This window comes from Streptomyces sp. NPDC055955, from assembly GCF_042270245.1.
Taxonomy (GTDB): Bacteria; Actinomycetota; Actinomycetes; order Streptomycetales; family Streptomycetaceae; genus Streptomyces.
Genome location: NZ_JBHJYS010000029.1, coordinates 57,213 through 79,364 on the forward strand (window position 1 = coordinate 57,213; position 22,152 = coordinate 79,364).

Annotated in this window: 18 protein-coding genes; 12 read left to right on the plus strand and 6 right to left on the minus strand. The window is 71.3% G+C overall.

Translation table 11 applies throughout. The annotated features are described in order from the left end of the window. Positions 1–128 precede the first annotated feature (128 nt). The 3 genes from ACFC96_RS40005 to ACFC96_RS40015 all read left to right on the plus strand — a co-directional run bounded on the left by ACFC96_RS40005 (position 129) and on the right by ACFC96_RS40015 (position 3,988). A complete protein-coding gene (locus ACFC96_RS40005) occupies positions 129–740 on the plus strand; it encodes a PadR family transcriptional regulator (RefSeq protein ID WP_376617228.1) in 612 nt (203 codons plus the stop codon). Beyond that, positions 737–2,494, plus strand: coding sequence for a sulfatase-like hydrolase/transferase (locus tag ACFC96_RS40010; RefSeq protein ID WP_376617230.1), 1,758 nt, complete (start codon positions 737–739; stop codon positions 2,492–2,494). The genes ACFC96_RS40005 and ACFC96_RS40010 overlap by 4 nt, the downstream gene beginning before the upstream one ends. A 141-nt stretch (positions 2,495–2,635) precedes the next feature. Continuing rightward, positions 2,636–3,988 (plus strand): MFS transporter, encoded by a 1,353-nt coding sequence (locus ACFC96_RS40015; protein WP_376617232.1) that lies wholly within the window; start codon positions 2,636–2,638, stop codon positions 3,986–3,988. A gap of 109 nt (positions 3,989–4,097) precedes the next feature. On the opposite strand, the gene ACFC96_RS40020 is transcribed toward ACFC96_RS40015, so the two are convergent. The 3 genes from ACFC96_RS40020 to ACFC96_RS40030 all read right to left on the minus strand — a co-directional run bounded on the left by ACFC96_RS40020 (position 4,098) and on the right by ACFC96_RS40030 (position 8,246). Next, a complete protein-coding gene (locus ACFC96_RS40020; RefSeq protein WP_376617234.1) occupies positions 4,098–5,441 on the minus strand; it encodes an MFS transporter in 1,344 nt (447 codons plus the stop codon). 73 nt (positions 5,442–5,514) lie between these two features. Further along, positions 5,515–7,170 (minus strand): amidohydrolase family protein, encoded by a 1,656-nt coding sequence (locus ACFC96_RS40025; protein ID WP_340456905.1) that lies wholly within the window; start codon positions 7,168–7,170, stop codon positions 5,515–5,517. Between the two features lie 179 nt (positions 7,171–7,349). After that, positions 7,350–8,246, minus strand: a complete 897-nt coding sequence (locus ACFC96_RS40030) for an Lrp/AsnC family transcriptional regulator (protein WP_340456906.1) — start codon at positions 8,244–8,246, stop codon at positions 7,350–7,352. Positions 8,247–8,471: 225 nt separating this feature from the next. Between ACFC96_RS40030 and ACFC96_RS40035 the strand changes: the two genes are divergently transcribed. The 5 genes from ACFC96_RS40035 to ACFC96_RS40055 all read left to right on the plus strand — a co-directional run bounded on the left by ACFC96_RS40035 (position 8,472) and on the right by ACFC96_RS40055 (position 14,723). Next, complete coding sequence (locus ACFC96_RS40035; protein WP_376617236.1) at positions 8,472–9,452, plus strand: C-terminal binding protein; 981 nt, start codon at positions 8,472–8,474, stop codon at positions 9,450–9,452. Next, entirely contained in the window at positions 9,449–10,237 is a 789-nt protein-coding gene (locus ACFC96_RS40040) for a class II aldolase/adducin family protein (protein WP_376617238.1), read from the plus strand. The genes ACFC96_RS40035 and ACFC96_RS40040 overlap by 4 nt, the downstream gene beginning before the upstream one ends. 179 nt (positions 10,238–10,416) lie before the next feature. Continuing rightward, positions 10,417–11,556 carry a phosphate ABC transporter substrate-binding protein PstS gene (pstS, locus tag ACFC96_RS40045; protein WP_376617240.1) on the plus strand — a complete coding sequence of 380 codons (1,140 nt, stop codon included), beginning with the start codon at positions 10,417–10,419 and terminating at the stop codon, positions 11,554–11,556. A gap of 156 nt (positions 11,557–11,712) precedes the next feature. After that, positions 11,713–12,276: a hypothetical protein gene (locus tag ACFC96_RS40050; RefSeq protein ID WP_376617242.1), complete on the plus strand. Its 564-nt coding sequence runs from the start codon at positions 11,713–11,715 to the stop codon at positions 12,274–12,276. Between the two features lie 272 nt (positions 12,277–12,548). Next, positions 12,549–14,723 carry an FUSC family protein gene (locus tag ACFC96_RS40055; protein WP_376255021.1) on the plus strand — a complete coding sequence of 725 codons (2,175 nt, stop codon included), beginning with the start codon at positions 12,549–12,551 and terminating at the stop codon, positions 14,721–14,723. Positions 14,724–14,858: 135 nt separating this feature from the next. Here the strand turns inward: ACFC96_RS40055 and ACFC96_RS40060 are convergent, their stop codons facing one another. Further along, on the minus strand, positions 14,859–15,356 hold the full coding sequence (locus ACFC96_RS40060) for a peptidylprolyl isomerase (RefSeq protein ID WP_116505392.1): 498 nt from the start codon (positions 15,354–15,356) through the stop codon (positions 14,859–14,861). A 258-nt stretch (positions 15,357–15,614) separates the two neighbouring features. On the opposite strand from ACFC96_RS40060, the gene ACFC96_RS40065 reads away from it, so the two are divergent. The 4 genes from ACFC96_RS40065 (at position 15,615) to ACFC96_RS40080 (ending at position 19,068) form a co-directional block, all read left to right on the plus strand. Continuing rightward, positions 15,615–17,033: a S1 family peptidase gene (locus ACFC96_RS40065; RefSeq protein ID WP_376617244.1), complete on the plus strand. Its 1,419-nt coding sequence runs from the start codon at positions 15,615–15,617 to the stop codon at positions 17,031–17,033. A gap of 118 nt (positions 17,034–17,151) precedes the next feature. Then, on the plus strand, positions 17,152–17,616 hold the full coding sequence (locus ACFC96_RS40070) for a MarR family transcriptional regulator (protein ID WP_340456912.1): 465 nt from the start codon (positions 17,152–17,154) through the stop codon (positions 17,614–17,616). Between the two features lie 87 nt (positions 17,617–17,703). Then, positions 17,704–18,288: a hydrolase gene (locus tag ACFC96_RS40075; RefSeq protein ID WP_340456913.1), complete on the plus strand. Its 585-nt coding sequence runs from the start codon at positions 17,704–17,706 to the stop codon at positions 18,286–18,288. A gap of 102 nt (positions 18,289–18,390) precedes the next feature. After that, positions 18,391–19,068, plus strand: a complete 678-nt coding sequence (locus tag ACFC96_RS40080) for an AIM24 family protein (protein ID WP_340456914.1) — start codon at positions 18,391–18,393, stop codon at positions 19,066–19,068. Between the two features lie 144 nt (positions 19,069–19,212). On the opposite strand, the gene ACFC96_RS40085 is transcribed toward ACFC96_RS40080, so the two are convergent. Together ACFC96_RS40085 and ACFC96_RS40090 are read right to left on the minus strand one after the other, a co-directional pair. Then, the gene (locus ACFC96_RS40085) at positions 19,213–19,740 is read right to left on the minus strand and encodes a GNAT family N-acetyltransferase (protein ID WP_376617246.1); all 528 of its coding nucleotides are present in this window, start codon (positions 19,738–19,740) and stop codon (positions 19,213–19,215) included. A 74-nt stretch (positions 19,741–19,814) separates the two neighbouring features. Beyond that, positions 19,815–21,956 carry an NEW3 domain-containing protein gene (locus tag ACFC96_RS40090; protein WP_376617248.1) on the minus strand — a complete coding sequence of 714 codons (2,142 nt, stop codon included), beginning with the start codon at positions 21,954–21,956 and terminating at the stop codon, positions 19,815–19,817. Positions 21,957–22,152 lie beyond the last annotated feature (196 nt).

Genomic DNA, 22,152 nt, shown 5'->3' on the forward strand with positions numbered 1-22,152 from the left:
CGCGCCCTTACGTACCTCCGGCCGATTGTGAACGCCTCGACAAGAGCGTGCCGGATCTGTTGACTGCCCACACCCCCGGCGATATGAATCTCTGCACATAGGTGATTGTGCACATAGGGGTGAGGGTCGTGAAGTTCGAGTACGTCCTGCTCGCGTTGCTGTCGTACCGCCCGTTCAGCGGTTACGACCTGCGCAAGTGGGTGGAGACAGAAGGGCAGTTCCTCCGTTCGCGCGCCCATCACAGTCAGATCTACCGGCTGCTCGGGCGCATGGTCGACGACGGCTGGGTGGCGTACGAGGTCGATCCGCGCGAGGGGCGGCCGGACGCGAAGCTGTACCGGCTGACACCACGGGGGCGCGACGTCCTGATGGAGTGGGTGCACTCCCCCTACGACCCGCCCAGCCGCTTCCAGGACGCCGACTTCCTGGCCAGGTTCAGCTTCGCCGCCCCGCTCGACAAGGAAGCGGCGATCCGGCTGATCAGGACCGAACTCACTTATCGGCGCGCCCAGATCGCCGGCAACCGCGACCGCGACCGGCACATCGGATTCGAGAACCCGCTGCCCGAGCTGGACCAGGACCTGGCGCGCGAGATCAGCGACGAGCTGCACGCCTACGGCGCCGCGTCCGTCGACCGCTGGGTGGCCTGGCTCGAAGGGATGCTGCGGCGCCTGGAGACCGGACGACGGGAGTCCGAAGGCCTTACACCTACGCAGCAGCAGACAGGAGACGCCGCGTGAAGGCGATCATGGTGATGTTCGACAGCCTCAACCGGCGGATGCTGCCGCCCTACGGAGGCGACTGGACGCATGCGCCGAACTTCGCCCGGCTCGCCGAACGGTCCGTCACGTACGACAACTGCTACGCGGGCTCGATGCCCTGCATGCCGGCCCGCCGGGAGATCCACACAGGCCGGCACAACTTCCTGCACCGCAGCTGGGGCCCGCTGGAGCCGTTCGACGACTCGATGCCCGAACTGCTCAAGCAGAGCGGCGTCTACACCCACCTCGTCAGCGACCACCCCCATTACTGGGAGGACGGCGGCGCGACCTACCACGGCCGGTACAACACCTGGGAGTTCTTCCGCGGGCAGGAGGGCGACCCGTGGAAGGGGCAGGTCACGGATCCCGAGATGCCCGAGGACCTCAAGAAGGTCCGGTTCGGTGGCATCTACCGGCAGGACTGGGTGAACCGCGCGCACATGGCGACCGAGGACCGTCATCCGCAGACCCTGACGTTCGACGCGGGCCTGGAGTTCGTCCACACCAATCACGACGCGGACAACTGGTTCGTACAGATAGAGACCTTCGACCCGCACGAGCCGTTCTTCAGCCACCAGCGTTTCAAGGACCTCTATCCGCACGACTACGACGGCCCGCACTTCGACTGGCCCGACTACAAACGTGTGGTGGAGACGGACGACCAGGTCGGGCACGCCCGGTACGAGTACGCGGCACTGCTGTCCATGTGCGACCACTCCCTCGGGCGGGTTCTCGACACGATGGACGAACTCGGCCTGTGGGACGACACGTTGCTCCTCGTCTGCACCGACCACGGTCTGCTGCTCGGCGAGAAGGGTTGGTGGGGCAAGAGCGTGCAGCCCTGGTACAACGAACTCGTCCATCTGCCCCTGTTCGCCTGGGATCCCCGGACCGGCGCGACGGGCGAGCGGCGCGGGGACCTCGTGCAGACCATCGATCTGGCGCCCACCCTCCTGGAGTTCTTCGACGTCCCGCGGCCCGCAGACATGCAGGGCGCGCCGCTCTCGGACATGCCTGTACGCGAGGCGGGCCTGTTCGGCATGCACGGCGGACACGTCAATGTCACCGACGGCCGCCACGTCTACATGAGGGCGCCCGTCTCCCCCGATAACGCTCCACTGCACGAGCACACGTTGATGCCGACACACATGCGGGGCCGGTTCACGCCTCAGGAGCTGACGGACCTCGAACTCGCCGAACCCTTCGGCTTCACCAAGGGCGTCCGCACACTGCGCATGTCCGGGCGCACGCTCTTCAACCCGTACCAGCACGGCACGCTGCTCTACGACCTGGAGTCCGACCCCGAGCAGCGCACCCCGCTCGTCGACGACGCGGTGGAGTTGCGCATGGCGCGTCTGATGGTGGACCTCATGCGGGCGAACGAGGCGCCGCCCGGCCAGTACGAGCGGCTGGGCCTGCCCGCGGTGGGGCCTGTCACCGAGAAACACCTGCTGGTGCGCGCCCAGCGCGAACAGGCCGAGGTCGCCACGCAGCCCCTGCCGCGCGCCGACGACTACCCGGAGGGCCGCTTCTCGCTGCGCACCCCGATCCGGGCCCTGATCTCCGACCCGGTGGCGGTGGAGGTCCTGCGCCGCCACCTGCCGGGCGTCGTGGACTCGGAACTCCTGCAGATCCTGGGTCCGACGCCCCTGATCGACGTCGCCGCCCTGGCGGGCGGGCTCTTCCCGGCGCCGCGGCTGCGGAGGGTCGCCGAGGAACTCGCCGCGCTCTGACCGAACCGCGGCCCGGGCCGGCAGGTCCGTGCCGCCGCACCACCGCAAGTACGCCGGTGACGGGGCGGCCACCCCGTCACCGGCAGGCACCTCTCCCTCCGCACCGCTCCGCGAAGAACCATGCCAAGAAAGGGTGGCGCCATGCCCGAGCTTATCGATGGGCCAGCGAGAACGACCAAGGACATCGGACCACCCGGAGTGCACCGGCGCGGGCGCCAGCTGTCGCTGCTCGGCGGCGCGCTGCTGGTCGACAGCACCGAGGCGAGCCTCGTCAGCGGCCTGTTCCCGCTGATCCGGCAGTCGCTCGGCATCTCGCTCGGGGCACTCGGCGTCCTCACCGCCGCGAGCAAGATCGTGGGGGTGTTCACGGGCCCGTTCTGGGTGTGGGCCGCGCAGCGCTGGTCCCGCAAGGGCGTCCTCGTCCTCGCGACGGGCCTGTGGGGTGTCTGGGGGGTGGCCGCGGGCTTCTCCCAGAACTTCGCGCAGCTCCTCGTGCTCTACACGATCCTCGCGGCGGGCTACGCGGCCGCCCACCCCGTCATCACGGAGATCATCGGCGACCTCTTCGACAGCTCGTCACGGGGCCGCGCGGTCGGATTCGTGTACGGCGCCGTGGCGCTGGTCAGTTCGGTGATCGGGCCGCTCAAGGGGCAGTTGGCCGGCGTCGACGACGGCTGGCGCTGGGGACTGTGGGGCATCGGCGCGTTCAACATCGCGCTGGGCTGCGGAATCTGGCTGTGGTTCCGCGACCCCGGCCGGGGCGCCGCGGAGCGGCAACTCGCCGACCTGGACCAGGAGGCCCGCGCGGCACACGTCGCCAAGGTCACCTGGTCGCAGGCGGTGGCGCTGTTCAGGGTCCGCAGTCTGTTCATCCTGCTGGTGTCCCGGCTGTTGTCCGGCCACCTCCTGATCTCCACGTTCGGTGTGGTCTATCTGGTGGACGTGTTCGGCTTCAGCACCCAGGTCGCCTCGGTGGTGCTGCTCCCGATGGGCGTCGGCTACTTCCTGGGCACGCTTCTCGGCGGCTTCGCGGCCGACTGGGCCGCGCGCCGCAGCCCCCGGTACGGGCTGGTCGCGGTCTTGCAGGGCGCGCAGTTCGCGTTCGCCGTGACGGCGTTCTTCGGTACCCAGATCGAGTACGACGGCATCGCCCTGTTCGCGGTCTTCTTCGGCCTCATGGGCGTGGCCCAGGGGATGAACCCGCCGGTCAACCGGCCCATGGTCATGGCGGTCACCCCACCCGAGCAGCGTGCCGCCGCCTTCGCCATCTACGTCTCCGTCTTCGAGGCGATCGCCTGGGCGGCGTTCAGCCTCGGCGCGGGGTTCCTGGGCGACATGGTCGGACTCCGGCCGGTGTTCCTGTGGGTCCTCGTCATCCTGATGCTCGTCAACGGCGCGGTCCTCACCCTGCTGTACCGCCCCTACGCGCAGGACGTGGCGCGGGTACAGGGAGAACTCGACCGGCGCAGGAGCATGGCTCTGGGGACGGGGTGAGATCGGGGTGACGACAGCACCGCGGCCGGGCCGGATCCGTGCCGCCCGGCGCGCGGTGCGCCTCGACGTGCACGGGTCCTGCCCGGCCGCGGTGATCGGTCGGCGATCCTCAGACGCCGCTCGCCACCCCGTGTTCCGTCGCCTCAGCCGTCCTCTGCGGTGCCTGCAGCCCCCGCAGGCGTCGGAGTCGGGCCGTGCACCAGATGCCGATGGCCGAGATGACCATGAGCATGAGTGCCGTCGGCCAGTAATGGCCGCCCGCGGCCGCGGCGAGCGAGACCGCCGCGAGCGGCGCGAGGCCACCGAAGACCAGGTTGCAGATCTGGTAGGACAGCGAGATGCCGGTGTAGCGGACGTGCGGCGCGAAGCCCTCCGCCAGGATCGAGGCGATGGGCCCGTACAGCGCGGACATCACCAGGCGCATCGCCAGCATCAGCAGCCAGATCAGGACGACGCTGCCGGTGCCGAGGACCATGAACTGCGGGATCGCCAGGACGATCACGCCGGCCAGGCCCGCGATGACGACCTTGTGCGGGCCCACCCGGTCCGCCAGCCAGGACAGCCACGGCGTGACCAGGAGTTCCAGGAAGGCCGCGAGGGTGAGGCCGTTGAGGAGCATCGACTCGGACAGGTGGAGGTCACCGGTGCCGTAGGAGAGCAGGAAGCTGGTCACCACGTAGTAGCCGCCGGTCGCGGTGGCCAGGGCGAAGACGCCGATGAGGACCGTGCGCCACGCCTTCTGGAAGACCTCCACGACGGGCAGCTTCTGTTCGGTGGCGGCGTGCTCCTCACGCACCTCCGACATGACGGGCGACTCCTCGAGCTTCACCCGTACGACGAGGCCGACGACCACGAGGACCGCGGACGCCAGGAACGGCACGCGCCAGCCCCAGCTCATGAACGCGTCGCTGCCGAAGAGGTTCATGAGGCTGAAGGCACCGGTCGACAGCAACGCACCCACGGATGAGCCGAGTTGGGCGAACGAACCGAAGAACGAGGCCTTTCCGGGCGGGGCGTTCTCCACCGCGATCAGTACCGCGCCGCCCCACTCGCCGCCGATCGCGATGCCCTGGATCAGGCGCAGCGTGATGAGAAGGACCGGGGCCAGGGCGCCGACCTGGGAGTAGGTGGGGAGCAGACCGATCGCGAACGAGGCGACGCCCATCATCATGAGCGTGATGACCAGGGTCTTCTTCCGGCCGACGCGGTCGCCGATGTGACCGAAGACGATGCCGCCGAGCGGGCGCAGCAGGAAGCCGACGGCGAAGGTCGCGAACGCCGAGAGGGTCTTGAGGTAGGGCGACATGTCCTGCGGGAAGAACACGTCGTCGAAGACGATCGCCGCCGCGGTGGCGAAGGCGTAGAAGTCGTACCACTCGATGGAGGTGCCGGCGAGGGCCGCGAAGGCGGCTCTGTACGGGCTCTGTCGGGTGGCGGCGGGCTGTGTCGGCATGAAGCCTCCGGGGACAGGAGAGGCGCGGAAGGGCGGAGGGGGCTGTGCGGCAGGGAACTGTGCGGTGGCGAGGTCAGCGGCCGGGGGCGGCCCAGGCGCGGGAGCCACCGATCCAGGTCTCGCGTACGCCGATGGAGGCGAGTTCGGCCGGGTCCGCGGTGAGCGGGTCGCTGTCGAGGACCACGAAGTCGGCGAGCATGCCGGGGGCCAGGGCGCCGACCGCGTGTTCGCGGTGCAGGGCACTGGCCGCCGCCGCGGTGTGCGCGTGCAGGCCGTCCGCGACGGGCATGCGCAGCGCGGCGTCACCGAGGACGGTGCCGAGCACGGTGCGCCGGGTGGCCGCCGCGGAGATCGCCTCCAGCGGGGCGGGGGGCGCGACGGGCGCGTCGGAGCTGAAGACGACGGGCACGCCCGCGGCGCGGCAGGCGCCCGCCGGGTTGTAGCGGTGGCCGAGGTCGCCGACGGCGGTGAGTGTGCCGTCGCCGGTCCGCAGGTGGTGCTGGGGCTGCATGACGGGTACGACGCCCAACTCACCCATGCGGGCGATCTGCTCGTCGGTGGGCAGACCGGAGTGCTCGATGCGGTGCCGCATGCCGGGGCGCTCGCGGTCGGCCTGTGCCTTTTCGACGGCGTCGAGCACCATGCCGATGGCGTACGGGGACTGCGCGTGCGTGGCGGTCTGCAGGCCGGCGCGGTGGGCGCGGCCGACGAGCTCGGCGTACTCCTCGGCCGAGTGGTAGAGCTGCCCGTGGTGGCAGCAGTCCGCCGCGTATCCGTCGGGGAAGTACGCGGTCCAGCCGCCGAGTGTGCCGTCGGCGTAGAACTTCACGCCCTGGACGCGGAAGTGGTCGTCGCCGAAGCCGTTCACGACTCCCAGGTCGAGCGCGGTGTCGAGGAGCGCGGAGGTGAGGTAGGCGGAGACGCGCAGGCGCAGCGAACCGTCCTGGCGCGCCCTCAGATAGGTCTCCATCTCGCGGCGGGAGGCCTGTGCGTCGCCGACGGTGGTGACGCCGGCGGCGAGGAAGACCTCCTGCGCGCGCAGCAGGTGGTCGGCCATGATCGCGTCGGGTTCGGAGAGGTGGAAGTTCGGTCCGTGGTTGCCGATCTTCACGCCGCCGGGCCCGGTGAGCAGGTCACAGGCCGCGTCCCAGAGCTGCCCGTCGGGCTCGCCGGAGGGCAGACGGCCGATGCTGCCGCCCTCGGGGTCGGGGGTGCCCGCGGTGACGCCGCAGGTGCGCAGCGTGTGGGAGTTGACGACGCCGCCGTGACCGGAGGCGTTCATGACGTACACCTCGCGGTCGGTGGCGACGCGGTCGAGGTCGTGACAGGTGGGGTGGCGGCGCTCGGCGAGCCTGCGGTGCTCGTAGCCGAAGCCGCGCACGGGGACTCCGGCGGGCAGCTCGCGGGCGGCGTCGGTCAGGACGGCGACGAGGGTCTCGATGTCGGGGACGCGCTCGGGCCTGCAGTCGACCCAGGCCAGGGCCTGCCCGTACATCACGGGGTGGCAGTGGGCGTCGACGAAGCCGGGGTGGACGAGGCCGCCGTCGAGTTCGAGGTTCTCGTCGATCCGGCCGCCGAGAGCGGCGCGTGCCGTGTCGGCGGTGCCGACGTGGACGACGCGGCCGCCCCGGACGGCGAGCGCCTCCGCGCGGACGGGGGTTCCGGCGGCGGCCACCGCCGCGCCGGTCACCAGGAGCGTGCGGTCGGCGTCATCGAGGGGGTGGTGCATGAGGGGGCCTGCTTTCGACCGTGGGAAGACCATGAGGGCCGCCGCGCACAGAGAGAGCGCGGCGACTGATTCGTTCGCATGGACGATAAGCAACCGACGTTGACTTGACTAGATGTACCGCTGAGAAACTTTTCGTAAGTTCAGGAGAGTCATCGCTTACGTATCATCCGACCCGCCCCTCATTCGGCGGTCGGATCCTCGTAGCGCTCCTTGATGAGCTCCAGGTGCACCCAGCTCTCGACCGTGCGCACACCCCGCACAGCCCGCATGTCCTCGACGGCCGTCCGGATCGCCGCGAGGGATTCCACCGTGATCGTGCCGACCAGGTCCGCGCGCCCCATGCAGGAGGACAAGAAGGAGACCTGTTCACGCTCCGCGAGACGCGCGGCGACCTCGTCCCGCTCCCCCTCGACGCGCACCGCGAAGCCGCACAGGATGCCGAGGCCGAGGAGCTCGGGCCGCACCAGCGCGAGGACCTTCGCGACGCCGCCGTCGAGGAGCCGCAGCGTGCGCGCGCGGGCCGCGCCGGCCGACAGGCCGACCCGCTCGGCGAGCTCCGCGAACGGGAGGCGGCCGTCGGCCTCCAGCTCGCGCAGGACGAGCTGGTCGGTCTCGTCGAGTTCCGTGACGGCCGGCTCCCCCGCGAGCAGATACGGATCCTTGAGGTGGCGGGTGGAGATGAGCGGGTCCACGACGTCGACGCCGGGCAGACAGCGGACGCGTTCGATCGCCCGGTCCAGCTCGGCGATCCCCTTCGTGCGCAGCTCGGCCATGACCGCGTAGCCGCCCGCGGTCAGCGTGACGAACGGCGCCTCGGGCATGGCGGCGATGGCGCGCGCCACGGGCCCGGCCGGGCCGCGGACACCGATCGACAGATGCGCCGACGCGGTGAGACCCCGGACGGCGGGGTGCACGACGGCCGCCACGAGCACACCACCGCCCTCGAGGAGCCGCTGGACGCGGGCCCGGGTGGCGGGCCGGGAGAGGCCGACCCGCTGGGCCAGCGTCTCGTACGTCAGACGGCCGTCCGCCTGCAGCTCGCGGACGACGGCGAGGTCGATGTGGTCCAGGTCCACCGGGGCTTCCCCTCAGCTCGGCTGCCCGGGTGCGGCCGCACCCGGTGTCGGCGCCCATTGTCGACCACGGCGGCGCGGGCGCCGGACATCCGTGACATCCCTCACGAACACCCGTCTCATGCGGACTGGACAATTATGGAAGACGAAACGTAACTTCAACACCGAAGCGACCGACGAATCATTCGTCGCCCTGAGTTTGTCGCTCCAGGCGTGGGGAGAATTGAGATGGGTCAGCCCGTGGTGGTCTTCACCGACCCCGAGGAGCTGGATGTCGAGCCGGGCGAACGCCTGCTGCGCGACGCGGGTTTCGAGGTCCGCGTCGTCGGGAGTCGCGACCCCGCCAGGATCGCGGCGGCCGCGCACGACGCCGAGGCACTGATCGTCGGCTACGCCCCCGTGGACGCGGCCCTCCTGGACCGGCTGCCCACCCTGCGCATGCTGGCCACGATGTCCGCGGGCCACGACATGGTGGACACCGCCGAGGCCCGCCGGCGCGGCCTGTGGGTGAGCAACCTGCCGCACGCGGCCACCGAGGACGTCGCCGTGCACGCGCTCGCCGCCACGCTCTCGCTCGTACGTCACCTGCCGCACGCCGACGCCACGGTGCGCAGCGGCGGCTGGAACACGGAGTTCGGTGAACTCCCGCGCCGCGCAAGTGAATTGACGCTCGGCCTGGTCGGGTTCGGCCGCATCGCGCGCGCCGTGGCGCGGATGGCCGCGCCCGTCTTCGGCCGCGTGGCCGCGTTCGACCCGCACGCGGATCCGGCCGGCTGGCCGCCCGAGGTCGACCGGCTCGGCCTGGACGAGCTGGTCAGCCGCGCCGACGTGCTGTCCCTGCACACCCCGCTCACCCCGCAGACCCACGGCCTCGCGGACGAGGCCCTGCTCGCCCGGATGCGGCCGGGCTCGTTCCTCGTGAACGTCTCGCGCGGTGAACTCGTCGACGCCGACGCGCTCGTGCGGGCGCTGGACAGCGGGCATCTCGCCGGGGCCGCACTCGATGTGTTCCCGGTCGAACCCCCGCCCGCCGACGACCCGTTGCGCACTCACTCGCGCATCCAGCTCTCCCCGCACAGCGCGTTCCTCACCGACGCCTCGCAGCGCGCATACGTGTGTGCGCCCGCCGAGAACGTCATCGCCTGGCACCGCACCGGCCGCCCCCTCACCCCCGTGGTCGACCCGACTCTCGAAGGAGCCGTCTCGTGACCGACCTGCTGACCCCCGCCACCGATCAGGACGCCGCGCAGACGGAGCTCCGGCTGCGCCGCGAACTCGCCGCCGTCTACCGGCTCGTGGCCCATTTCCGGATGACCGACCTGATCTTCACGCACATCTCGCTGCGCCTGCCGGGCCCGGACCACCACTTCCTGATCAACCCGTACGGGCTGCTGTTCGAGGAGATCACCGCCTCCAACCTCGTCAAGATCGACCTGTCCGGGAACCCGGTGGAGCCGACCCCCTACCCGGTCAACCCGGCCGGGTTCGTCATCCACAGCGCGATCCACGCCGCCCGCGAGGACGCCCACTGCGTCCTGCACACGCACACCAAGGCGGGCTGCGCCGTCGCCGCGCAGCAGGGCGGGCTGCTGCCGCTGAACCAGATGTCGATGGAGTTCCACAACCGGGTCGGCTACCACGACTACGAGGGCGTGGCGCTCAACCTGGACGAGCAGAAGCGCCTCGTCGACGACATCGGCGGCCACCCCGCGCTGATCCTGCGCAACCACGGCCTGCTCACCGTCGGCGAGAGCGCGGCCCAGGCGTTCCTGCGCATGTACTACCTGGAGAAGGCCTGCGAGATCCAGGTCACCGCGCAGGCCGGCGGCGTTCCGCTCACCGTTCCCTCCCCGGAGGTGTGCGAGTACACCGCCCGGCAGCTCGCGGGCGAGGCGGAGGCCGACTCGGACTTCCAGGACGAGGACGCTTACGACCTGGCGTGGGCGGCGATGCTGCGCCTGCTCGACCGGATCGCGCCCGACTACAAGGACTGAGCGGGGGCCGAGCGCCGAACCAGGCGTCGGCTGACGAAGTGGACAGCGGGGCCCGTCGGGCCCCGCTCGCCCTTCGTACGGTGGCGCTTCGCCCGGAGTTCATCCTCACGTCACCCCGCGACCGCCGTGATCGGTAAGCATCTGTCCTTCCGATCGCGGTTTCATCAGGGGGAACGACAGTGCAGAGCGCCCGTGCCAGACGTGTGATCCAGCGGAGCGTCCCGGCCGGTGCGGCCGCCGTCGCGGCCACGCTCCTGCTCGTGGGGTGCGGGGCGGACGGCCCGGGTGCCACTGGCGGTCACGGGTCCCCGGCCGGCGCCTCCCCTGTCGCCGAGATCCACTGCGCCGGCAAGAGCCAGGTGCCGGGCTCGGGTTCGACGGCGCAGCAGAACGTGATGAAGTACTGGATCGACCAGTACCAGCGCGCGTGCCCCGGCGTCCAGATCGCCTACAACCCGCTCGGATCGGGCGCCGGCGCCGCCCAGTTCCTGCGCGGCGCGACCGCGTTCGGCGGCTCGGACAGTGCGCTGAAGCCCGAAGAGGTCGAGCTGTCGAAGCAGACGTGCACCGGCGGCCGGGCCATCAACCTGCCCATGGCGGGCGGCCCCATCGCGGTCGGCTACAACCTGCCCGGCGTCGACGGCCTGGTCCTCGACGCCCCGACCCTCGCCGGGATCTTCGACACCCGGATCACCACCTGGGACGCCCCGCAGATCCGCGCGCTCAACCCCGGCGCGAAACTCCCCTCGACCCGCATCCGCCCGGTGCACCGCTCGGACGACTCGGGCACGACACAGAACCTTCAGGCCTACCTCGCCGGAGCCGCCCCGGCCGCCTGGCCCTACTCGGCGGAGAAGTCCTGGCAGGCCAGGGGCGGCGGCTCGGCGAACGGCTCCAGCGGAGTCGTCTCCGAGGTCAACGCCTCGTACGGGTCGATCGGTTACTTCGAGCTGTCCTTCGCGGCGAGCAGCCACGTACCGACCGTGCGCATCGACACGGGCGCGGCGGATCCCGTCGCCCCGTCGCCGCAGTCCGCGTCCGCGGGAATCGCCGCGGCCCGCGTGGCCGGCGAGGGCAAGGACATGTCACTGAAGTTCCGCTACGGCCACTCGGCCGCGGGGGCGTACCCGATCGTCCTGGTCACGTACGAGATCGTGTGCGACAAGGGCAACCGGCCCGCCACGCTCCCGGCGCTCAAGTCCTTCCTCGCCTACACCGCGAGCGACGAGGGACAGCAGGCGCTGACCCGGATCCACTACGCGCCCCTGCCGGACACCGTCGCGGCTCAGGTGCGGCAGACCGTGCAGTCCCTTTCCTGACGCATCGGGACCGCACCCTCCGCGCGCGCCTTCCCCCAAATACGCCGAGGTCAGCGCGAGTTCGCGCGGCAGGGCGTGACGCCCCGTTCCCCTCGTCGCCCGTGAGTGTCACCATGCTGAGCCCGGGCATGTCCCGCGGCCTGACGGGAGGCTCGTATGGCTCAGGTGTACTTGCGGCGGCTGTCGCGGTGGCAGGCGGAGCAGCAGCGGGAAGCCGTCGCTGATGTGTACGTCTCGGCGTACCACGGCGCCGCGGGGGCCGAGTACCGCGACCGGCAGGGGTTCTTGGCCCGGTTCGAGCATCACGGCCGGCGGCCCGACTTCGACATGGTGGTGGCCGACTCGGGCGGTCTTGTCGGCTGCCTCTACGGGTACCGGGCCGACCGCACCGGCGACTGGTGGGCCGGCTTCCGGGGTGACCTGCCGACCGAGTTCGAGGAACTCACCGCGTCCGGCCGCACCTTCGTCCTCGCCGAGGTCATGGTGCTGCCCGCGCACCGGCGCCACGGCGTCGCGACGGATCTGCGGACACGGCTCCTGGCGCGCCACGACACCGACCTGCTCGTCGCCGCCGTGCCCCGGCCCGAGCCCGCCGTGCCCGAGGCTCCCGGCTCCGCGCTGCTGCGCTCCTGGGGCTGGCTGGACCTCGGCACGTCGGGCTCCGGCGACGCGCCGGGGGCGGGTGACAGTCAGGTGTGGGTGCGCAGGCCCGCGAGGTGAGCTCCGGCCGCTCCCCCAGCGCCCTCTACTGGACGGCGGGCATCTGAAGTCAACTGGCCACCCTGGACACCGTTGCCGCCGAAGGTCCCATACCGCCTCCCACCTCCTAAGACCGGCCTCCGAGCTCGGTTGACGCGCATGGGATGCTGAGGCGTCCGCGGATCATGGCTGGATCAGGAGAGTGCGGCAGAGTGAGGGCAGTGACACGGCTGACAAGGGTCGGTGGCACGTGGGACCGGTTCGTGGCGTCCGATCCGGGGCTGCTGCGGCTGATGGCGGGGCTGCGGACGGTCGGTGCGATCGCGCTCACCCTGGCCGTCCTCGCGGCGCTCCACACCGATGTGACACACATGGTCGCCGGCGCCATGGCCGCGATGGTGGCCACCTTCGCGATCAGGGAGAAGGACGTACGCGGCCAGGCGGTCACCCTCGCGCTCGGCCTGCCCGTGGCACTCGCGGCGGTGTCGCTCGCCGCGCTGCTGCACAACAGGGTCATCGGGGGTGACCTCTTCTTCATCGCCCTGATCTTCGGGGCCGTCTACAGCCGCAGATTCGGTGACCGCGGCACCGCGCTGGGTCTGATCGGCTTTCAGATCTACTTCGTCTCCCTGTTCGTGACCGCGACGGTGTCGTCGCTGCCCCTGCTGTACGCGACGCTGGCCATCGCCTTCGCGTGCAGCGCGGTCGTGCGCTTCGCCGTCGTGCCCGAGACACCGGAGCGGGTCCTCGGCCGGCTGCGCGACGCGTTCAGGGCGCGGCTCGCCCAGCTGGTGGACACACAGGCCGAACTGCTCGACGCCGAACCCGACCAGCTGGAGAAGGTCCTCGACGACCTGCGCCGGGGCACCGCGCGGCTGCACGAGACCGCGCTGATGATCCAGGGCCGCCTGGAGGAGGGCACCCGGGACTCGGCCACGGCCGCCCTCGTACAACGCAGGGTCGCCGACGCCGAGATCGCGGCGGAGCGGCTCGGCGTCCTGCTGCTCAACGCCCGCAGCGCCGAACGCGCCGACACCCTCACCCTGCACCTGCCGCACGCACCCGTGCCGGAGCCGTCGAAGCGCCTGTACGCCGACGACGACGCGACCGCCACCCTGCGCCGCGACCTCAACGCCCTGCACCTGCTCGTCGCCCGCCCCGTGTCGGGCGACCGCGGGACGGCGCTCGCGCACGTACGCAACCGGCTGCTCGCCTACCGCGACGAGGACAACCTGCCGCGCGGCTCCGCCGCCGTGCAGGACGTCTTCCGCGGGATCGGTGAGACGGCACGCGCCGTCATGGGTCTGCGCGTCGCCCTCGACGGACCGCAGGACGAGTCCGACGACACCCCGGCGACGACGCGCTCCCGCGAGGAACTCGACGCCGAGGACCTCGCGATCACCGGCTCCGAGCAGGACGAGGACGACGCGGACGACCGCACCGGGCTCCAGCGGCCCACGACGCGGGCCGCTTTCCAGGTCGCGGTGGGCTCGTCCCTGGCCATCGTCGGAGGCGAGTTCCTGTCCAGTCAGCGCTGGTACTGGGCGGTTCTGACGTGCTGGGTGGTCTTCCTCAACACCGCTTCCACGGGCGAGATCCTCGTCAAGGGATACCGCCGGCTCCTCGGCACCGTGTTCGGCGTGGTCGCCGGTGTCGCGCTCGCGGGCGTGGTCGGCAACCACACCTGGACGGCGTTCACCCTCGTCCTGGTCTTCATCTTCGCGATGTTCTTCACCGCACCGCTGTCGTACGCCCTGATGTCGTTCTTCGTCACGGCGATGCTGGGCCTGCTCTACACGCTGCTGAACACCTACAGCCTGGACGTGCTGGTCCTGCGGATCGAGGAGACGGCGCTCGGCGCCGCGTGCGGCATCGTCGCCGCGGTGCTCGTGCTGCCGGTGCACACGGACCGCCGTACCGACGAACTCCTCAGCACGGTCCTGGTCAGGCTCGGGGACGTCGTGTCGGCGGCCGTGGAGCAGCTCAGCGGTGGACCCGCGGTCGATCTGCTCGACAAGGCCCGGGACCTGGACACGGCCCTGGACGATCTGCGCGCCTCCACGAAGCCGCTGACACACCCGATCACGCCGCTCCGCGTGCGGCGGCAGACGGCCCGCTATCTGGTGGCACTTTTGGAGACCTGCGCCTATCACGCACGGTCCCTGGCGGCGACGGCCGAGCTGGTGCCGTACAGCAAGACCATCGCGGCGGATCCGCGGCTCGAGCGGGCCGGGGTGCGTATCGCCCACAACATCGGCGTGATCGACGCGCATGTGCGGGACGAGAAGACCGGTGGAGAGGTCCAGGCGGGCGCCAGCATCGCCTCGATGCTGGAGGCGGACGGGACCGGGGCGCTGCGCTCGGGCACGGTCACCTTCCGCGTGCTGCGGCATCTCCAGCGACTCGACGAGGGGGTCGTGGGTCTCGCCCGGCCGCTCGATGTGCCGGTCGCGGGACGTCGGCGCTGAGACGCCCAGGCGCTATGGCGCTGTGAGAAGCCGGGCACGGAGCGGGCCGGGGCGGCCTGATCGGCTGCCCCGGCCCGTCGACCGTGTCCGTCCGCCGGCCGTCGAGTGGCCGGCGGACGGGCGTTGTTCCGGAGGCTAGAGAACGCCGGACTCGGAGATGGTGACCTTCGCCGAGGGCGCGCCGCTGCGGGAGCCGAGGGCCTCGATCTTCTTGACGAGCTCCATGCTGGACTCGTCGGCGACCTCACCGAACACGACGTGCTTGCCGTCGAGCCAGTCGGTCACGATCGTGGTGATGAAGAACTGCGAGCCGTTCGTGTTCGGGCCCGCGTTGGCCATGGAGAGCAGGCCCGGCTTGGTGTGCTTGAGCTGGAAGTTCTCGTCGGCGAACTTCTCGCCGTAGATGCTCTTGCCGCCCGTGCCGTTGCCGGCGGTGAAGTCGCCGCCCTGGAGCATGAACTGCGGGATGATGCGGTGGAACGACGACCCCGCGTAGCCGTAGCCCTTCTCGCCCGTGGCCAGGGCGCGGAAGTTCTCCACCGTCTTCGGGACGACGTCGTCGAAGAGGTTGAAGCTGATGCGCCCGGCGGGCTTGTCGTCGATGGTGATGTCGAAATATGCCTTGATTGCCATGGCGACATCCTTGCACTCCCCGTGGCCCGCGCGCTCCTCGGGCCGGGTTTCGCACGTCGCACGGGCCGCGCGTCCACTCGATCGGCCCGCTCCCGGACCGGCGACGGCGCGGCGGCCGGGCAGCGACCCGCTGAACGAGGCACCCCGTTCGTACGTACGTGAATCGAGGGGACGGGCCGGCCGGCGTTCTCAACGCCCTTTCCCTTCATGGTCGTTGACCTTTCACCCGTACGCCGTTCCGCACCTTGGGGAGTCTGGATGAGGCACGCGCGACGCACCGCCCGGCGGATCACACGCCTTGCCGCCGTCGGCGGCCTGCTCTGCGGAAGCCTGCTGGTCACCCGCGCCATGGCGAACGAACCCGGCGCCTTCGCTCCCCCCGTCCCGGTGGGCGAACGGCTGGTGGACCAGCTCGGCGCCGCCCGCACGGCGGGCAGCTGGCTGGACGCGGACGGGCGGACGGTGGTCGCGGTGACCGACACGGGCGCGGCGGCGGACGTACGGCGGGCCGGGGCGCGGGCCGAGGTCGTGCGCCACAGCATGCGCGACCTGCGCTCGGCCGCCGCGACGCTGCGGGCGGCTCCGCGGGTGTCGGGTACGGCGTGGTCGATGGACTACGGCTCGAACGAGGTCGTGGTGCGGGCCGATTCGACCGTCTCCGCGAGGGACTGGTCGCGGCTGGGCGGCGTCGCCAGGACCATCGGCGCGTCCGTCCGCATGGAGCGCGTCCGGGGCACGTTCACCACGCGCGTCGACGGCGCCGCGCCGATCTTCGCGAGCGGAGGGCGCTGCTCGGCGGGCTTCGACGTGACCGACGGCAGGGACGCGTTCCTGCTGACGGCCGGCCACTGCGGCCCGGTCGGCACGACGTGGTTCGCACGGCCCGGCGACGCCACGGCACTGGGCACCACGGTGAGCGGCACCTTCCCCGGGAACGACTTCTCCCTCGTGCGTTACGGAGATGGCGTGCCACGCGCCCGAAGCGATGTCGTCGCCATCGGCGGCGGCCGTGGCGTGCGCATCACCGGGGCGGCCGACCCCGTGGTGGGCCAACAGGTCTTCCGCAGCGGCAGCACCACGGGGCTGCACTCCGGCCGGGTGACGGGCTTGAACGCGACGGTGAACTACCCGGAGGGCACGGTCACGGGCCTCGTCCAGACCACGGTGTGCGCAGAACCGGGCGACAGCGGCGGCCCCCTGTTCGCAGACGGGCTCGCTCTGGGCCTGACGTCGGGCGGCAACGGGAACTGCGATGCCGGGGGCACGACGTTCTTCCAGCCCGTCGGCGCGGCGATGACGGCCCTGGGCGTGCGCCTGACCGGCGCGTCGGGGGACGACGACGCGCAGGCGGGGGCCGGTTCCGGGCAGGCCCGGCCCGGCGGCGGCGACGTGGCACCGGTCGCGCCGCCCGCGGGCTCCGGGGCGGGCGCTGCGGGTGCGGGCGGGACGGGGACGGGAGTGGGGACGGGGACGAACATGGGCGGGGCCACCGACACCGGGGAGGGCACCGCCTCCGGCACCGGCGGCAGCCCCGGCACCGGCCCGGTGGCCGCGATCTCCAAGGTCGTGACCACCCGCAGCGTCGGCCCGGGCCTGCTGGTCATCGGGGGGAGCCTGATCGCTCTGGTGGCGGCGCGCTCCCTGCGCTCGTCACGGCGGGGGCGCGGGGCCTGGTGACCGGCAGGAGACCGGGCGTGCCCCCTGCGGGCCGCACGCGGCAGTGGCCCGGGACCGCTCCCCTCCAGATCTTCAGCTAAGACTGGACAGCTTGAACTGAAGGTTTTAGCGTGGGCGCATGAACAACGCCGAGGGCCTCGACCACGCCGAGGGCATCTCAGAATCCGCGGACCGTGCCGCGCGCGAACTGCGCGTGATGTTCAGCCGCCTCCGGCGCCGCCTGCGCGAGGTCTCCGACAGTCAGGACCTCACCCCGTCCCAGGTCTCCGCGCTCAACCGGCTCAGCAAGGCGGGGGCCGCCACGGCCAGCGGTCTGGCCGCCTCCGAGGGCGTGCGGCCGCAGTCCATGGCCGCCACGCTCGCCGCGCTCGACCAGCACGGGCTGATCGAGCGCCGCCCCGACCCCGAGGACGGCCGTCGCCAGCTGGTCACCCTCACCGACGCCGGCCGCGAGAGCGCGGAGGGCACCCGGCAGGCCCGCGGGGAATGGCTGGCCCGCGCGTTCCAGGACCAGTACTCGGAAGAGGAGCGCCGGACCGTCGTCTCCGCGCTGACCCTGCTGGAGCGGCTCACGGAAGCCTGACGGGAACGCACACCCGTCACCGTCGACCTCGGCGACCCGCCCCGCCCCGCCCCGCCCCGTACCGAACCACCCCGAAAGGCCCCACTCATGGCTCTCACCACCCTCGACGAGCGCACCGCCCTCGTCGTCATCGACCTCCAGAAGGGCATTGTCGGGGCGCCCACCACCCCGTACACCGGCGCCGAAGTCGTCGCCCGCTCGGTCGAGTTGGCTCGCGCCTTCCGCTCGCACGGCCTGCCGGTCGTCCTCGTGCGCGTCAGCGCCGCCGCCGACGGGGCGGACGCCGTACCCGGACGTAACGAGACGCAGGGACGCACCGGCGCCCGGCCCGAGGGCTGGGACGTCATCGTGGACGAGCTGTCCGGCCACCCCGAGGACATCACGGTCACCAAGCGCAACTGGGGTGCCTTCTTCGGTACCGACCTGGACCTCCAGCTCCGCCGCCGCGGCATCACACAGGTCGTGATGACCGGCGTCGCCACCAGCATCGGTGTCGAGTCCAGCGCCCGCGCCGCCCACGAGCACGGCTACCACGTCACGCTGGCCACCGACGCGATGACGGACCTGGACGTGGAGGCGCACCGCAACAGCATCGAGCGGATCTTCCCGCGTCTCGGCGAGACCGGCACGACCGAGGAGATCGCCGAACTCCTGGCGAAGACCCGCGCCTGACCAGCGAGTTGCTCCGTGACGACCGCCCCGCCACTGGTCGGATTCCGGCCGGTACGCCGCCCGACCTTGGCGGAACGGACCCGTCCGGGACAGGATGCCCCCATGAAGGGTGATCTCTTTTCCAGCGAGCACGTCGTACAGCCCGCCTCCGCGCCGGGAATGACCGCGCAGAACGCGAAGTCGATCCGCTACGTGGTCAATGGCGACATGATGGCCCGACAGGGAGCGATGGTCGCCTACCGCGGGAATCTGCAGTTCGAGCGCAAGGGCCAGGGCATGGGTGGCATGCTCAAGCGCGCGGTCACGGGCGAGGGCCTGCCGCTGATGACGGTGCGCGGGCAGGGCGAGGCCTGGTTCGCGCACGAGGCGCAGAACTGTTTCATCGTCGACGTCGAACCGGGCGAGGCGCTGACGGTCAACGGGCGCAACGTCCTGTGCTTCGACTCCACTCTCTCCTACGAGATCAAGACCGTGAAGGGCGCGGGGATATCCGGCGGAGGCCTGTTCAACAGCGTCTTCACCGGCCAGGGCAGGCTGGGTCTCATCTGCGAGGGCAACCCGCTGGTCATCCCCGTGTCCCCGCAGCAGCCGGTGTGTGTGGACACGGACGCGGTCGTGGGCTGGACCGCGCATCTGAACACCTCGTTGCACCGGTCGCAGTCCATCGGGTCGATGATCCGCGGCGGTTCGGGCGAGGCCGTCCAGCTGAAGCTGGAGGGTGAGGGATACGTCGTCGTGCGTCCCAGCGAGGCGACTCCGCAGAAGGCCCAGCAGCACTGACGACGCCTGTTGTCCCCGCGCCCGGCGAGATGTCGGCCCCGGGAGCCGGTGAGCCGTCGCCCCGAGGCGCGTCGGCTCCGGGTGCGACACCCCAAGGCGCTTCGGCGCCAGGTGCGTCATCTCAAAGTGCGTCGGTTCAAGGCGTCATCTCAAGGTGCGCTGCCACCTGACCTCGCCGTCGTGCATCCGGTCCGTGGGTGCCAGTCCGCACGCCGTGGCGACGGCCGCCGACGCGGCGTGGTCCGGGTGGATGTGCGCGACGACGGTGCGTACGGGCCACCGCCCGAGCCAGTCGACCAACGCGAGCCCCGCCTCCGTGGCGAGGCCGCGTCCCTGCCACGGCGCTCCGACGACCCAGGCGATCTCGGCTTCGAGCCCGTCGTCCCCGGGGCCGACCGTGGCCTGGACCGTGCCGGCCAGACACTCCTCGTCCCTGATCCGGAGCACCCAGTTGCACCAGGAGACGGCCGGGTCCGGGGAGCCCGCGAGCAGACGCCCGTAGCGTTCCCACAGATCCAGTGCCGACAGCGGCGCGCCGCCGATGAACGTGTGCAGGGACGGGTCGCCGAGCACCACGGCCATCTCATCGGCGAACTCCACCTCGAGCGGCAGGACTTCCAGCCTTCTGGTCGCGATGTCCGTCGCGGTCACGGGTTCGCGGAGTCTGTCCATCGCGCCACCGTACGTCCACGCCGGTGCGCCGGACACCGCGACCACGGCATCCGGCGCACCGGCCCGCCCAGGCTCTACTGAACGGTGATCGCGAACACGTGGATCGCGTCCGCGTCGGGCAGGGTGACCGTGCGGATCGTCTTGCCCGCGGCGAGCGGGACGGAGTTGCCGAACAGCTTGTAGCCGACGCCGAAGTTGGCGGGGCCGGTCGGGGTGTTGCGGTGGTCGGACGTGGCGACCGTCGTCGCGCCGTACTCCGTGCCCGCCGTGCAGCACCAGTTGGGGAAGCCGAGACTGCCCGTGCTCGTGGTGCCGTCGGTGTACGTGACCTTGACCTGGCCCGAGGTGAAGCCGGCCTCCGCCCCGAGGAACCAGAGCTTGGAGCCGCTGCCGGTGAGGGTGATCGACTGGCCGGCGAGTGCGACGTTGTTCGGAGTGCCCGGCTTGGCGGCCGGGAACGTCCAGGTCACGCCGTCCTTGCTGACCTTCGCCCCGGGGGTGACCCCGGCCGCGGCGAGGGCCTGGGCCGAGTAGCTGTCGCCACCGCCGTCGAAGTTGCCGGTCGTGTAGTTGCCCTCGGCCGGCGGCGCCGCCTCGTTGGTCACGCCGACGTTGTTGAAGGCGGCGTCGAGGCTCGGGTACGGCACCTCGGTGACGATCGAGGCGCGTCCCGACACGGAGCCGTCACCCGCGCCACCCGCGCGGTAGCGGGCCGTCGCGGTCAGAGTCGAGACCGTGGTGCCGGGCTCGGCGTCGGGGCCCTTCGCCGTGACGGTCGCGGTGGCCGAGCCGCCGGGCCGGACCTTGCCGAGGGACACCTTCGACGTGCTGAGGCGCCAGCCTTCGGGGGCGCTGATGCGCAGTTGCGCGCCGGTGAGTCCGGTCGGGCCGTGGTCCGCGAGCGCGATCTTCCAGGTGGAGGCGGCGCCTTCACCTCCGGTCCGTGTCCAGGTGATCGCGGTGGCGGGCTGCACGCGGTGGGCGGCGCCGGCGTGGACGCGGTACAGCACGGTCGCGTGGGCGGGCACGTTCGCGGCGATCGTCCCCGTGGTCTGCGTGGTCCGCTTCGACCAGAGGTCCTTGAGGAGGTACGAGGATCCGGCGGGCAGCCCCGCCTCGGCGGCCGTCGTCGTGATGGTCCGCGCCTCGTCGGAGGAGTTGAACAGGGCCACGGCCCGGTCACCGTTCGCGAGGGGCTTGGACAGGACGTCGTAGCCGTCGCCCTGCTGGACGATGCGTCCCTGGAGGCCCTTGGCGTCCTGGTCGACGGCGATGACGTCCTTGTTGCCGAGGACGGCGAGCGCGTCGGGCGAGGCCTTCGTCAGGTCGGTGCTGGAGATGAGAGGGGCGGCCATCACGGACCACAGCGACATCTGGCTGCGGATCTCGTCGCCGGTGAGCCGGGACTGCCCGGCGAGCAGGAAGTCGGGATCGTTCCACCGGCCGGGGCTCTGCAGATCGGCGAGCGGCACGTTGTAGCCGTAGTTGTACTTGATGGAGGCCCACTTGCCGCGCGCGGACGACGACTCCATGGCGACGTCGGCGCCCTCGCGCCACAGGTTGCCGACCTCGGCGGACCAGGAGATGACGTGGTGCCAGTCCTTCTCGCCCTCGAAGTAGGCGGGCGCGGAGACGGAGTAGACGATGGGCCGGCCGGTGTCGAGGAGCGCCTGGCTCATGTCGCCGTAGAGCTTGTGGTAGACGTCGTCCGCGCTCTGGCCCGTGGGGACGGGCACGTTGCAGCCGTCCAGCTTCAGATAGTCGACCTTCCACTTGGCGAAGAGGTCGGCGTCCTGCTTGATGTGGCCGTACGAGCCGGGATAGCCGCCGCACGTGGCCGTACCGGCGTCCTCGTAGATGCCGAACTTGAGCCCCATGGAGTGCAGTTGCTCGCCGACGTAGGCCATGCCGTGCGGGAAGCGGGTGGGGTCGGGGACGAGGTTGCCGTCGGCGGCGCGGGTGTGCGTCATCCAGCAGTCGTCGGTGGTGACGGTGTCGTAGCCCTTGGCGGCCAGCCCGGAGGAGACGAGTGCGCGGGCGTTGGCGAGGACGGTTTCCTCGCTGATGTCGCAGCCGTAGTAGGACCAGTTGTTCCAGCCCATGGGCGGGGTCGGGGTGAGGTTGGGGTACGGGGTGGTGGCCGCGGCGGCGGGTGCGACGGACGGTCCCGCGAGACCACCGAGCGCGAGTGCCGCGGCGGTGGCGGCCACGGACACGGCGCGAACGGCGCGGGCCCGGCTGCGGCGCGAGGGGTGCAAGGTGGTGCGGCGCCGTGCGGATCTGTGCTCTCTGTGAGCTCTCCCGGACAAGGGATCTCCCGTCTACGAGCGTCTACGAGCGCGCCGGGGATGACGCGACGGAGACACCGTGCCGAGAGAAGCTCGTTCCTGCAAGATGTATGGCGACTTCTTG

Bases quoted from the DNA above. Each gene is read 5' to 3' on its own strand.
- ACFC96_RS40055 (WP_376255021.1), top strand. From the start codon at position 12,549: ATGGCGGGGCTGCGGACGGTCGGTGCGATCGCGCTCACCCTGGCCGTC.
- ACFC96_RS40050 (WP_376617242.1), top strand. From the start codon at position 11,713: ATGGCTCAGGTGTACTTGCGGCGGCTGTCGCGGTGGCAGGCGGAGCAG.
- ACFC96_RS40075 (WP_340456913.1), top strand. From the start codon at position 17,704: ATGGCTCTCACCACCCTCGACGAGCGCACCGCCCTCGTCGTCATCGAC.
- ACFC96_RS40060 (WP_116505392.1), bottom strand. From the start codon at position 15,356: ATGGCAATCAAGGCATATTTCGACATCACCATCGACGACAAGCCCGCC.
- ACFC96_RS40065 (WP_376617244.1), top strand. From the start codon at position 15,615: ATGAGGCACGCGCGACGCACCGCCCGGCGGATCACACGCCTTGCCGCC.
- ACFC96_RS40080 (WP_340456914.1), top strand. From the start codon at position 18,391: ATGAAGGGTGATCTCTTTTCCAGCGAGCACGTCGTACAGCCCGCCTCC.
- ACFC96_RS40015 (WP_376617232.1), top strand. From the start codon at position 2,636: ATGCCCGAGCTTATCGATGGGCCAGCGAGAACGACCAAGGACATCGGA.
- ACFC96_RS40025 (WP_340456905.1), bottom strand. From the start codon at position 7,170: ATGCACCACCCCCTCGATGACGCCGACCGCACGCTCCTGGTGACCGGC.
- ACFC96_RS40070 (WP_340456912.1), top strand. From the start codon at position 17,152: ATGAACAACGCCGAGGGCCTCGACCACGCCGAGGGCATCTCAGAATCC.
- ACFC96_RS40035 (WP_376617236.1), top strand. From the start codon at position 8,472: ATGGGTCAGCCCGTGGTGGTCTTCACCGACCCCGAGGAGCTGGATGTC.
- ACFC96_RS40085 (WP_376617246.1), bottom strand. From the start codon at position 19,740: ATGGACAGACTCCGCGAACCCGTGACCGCGACGGACATCGCGACCAGA.
- ACFC96_RS40020 (WP_376617234.1), bottom strand. From the start codon at position 5,441: ATGCCGACACAGCCCGCCGCCACCCGACAGAGCCCGTACAGAGCCGCC.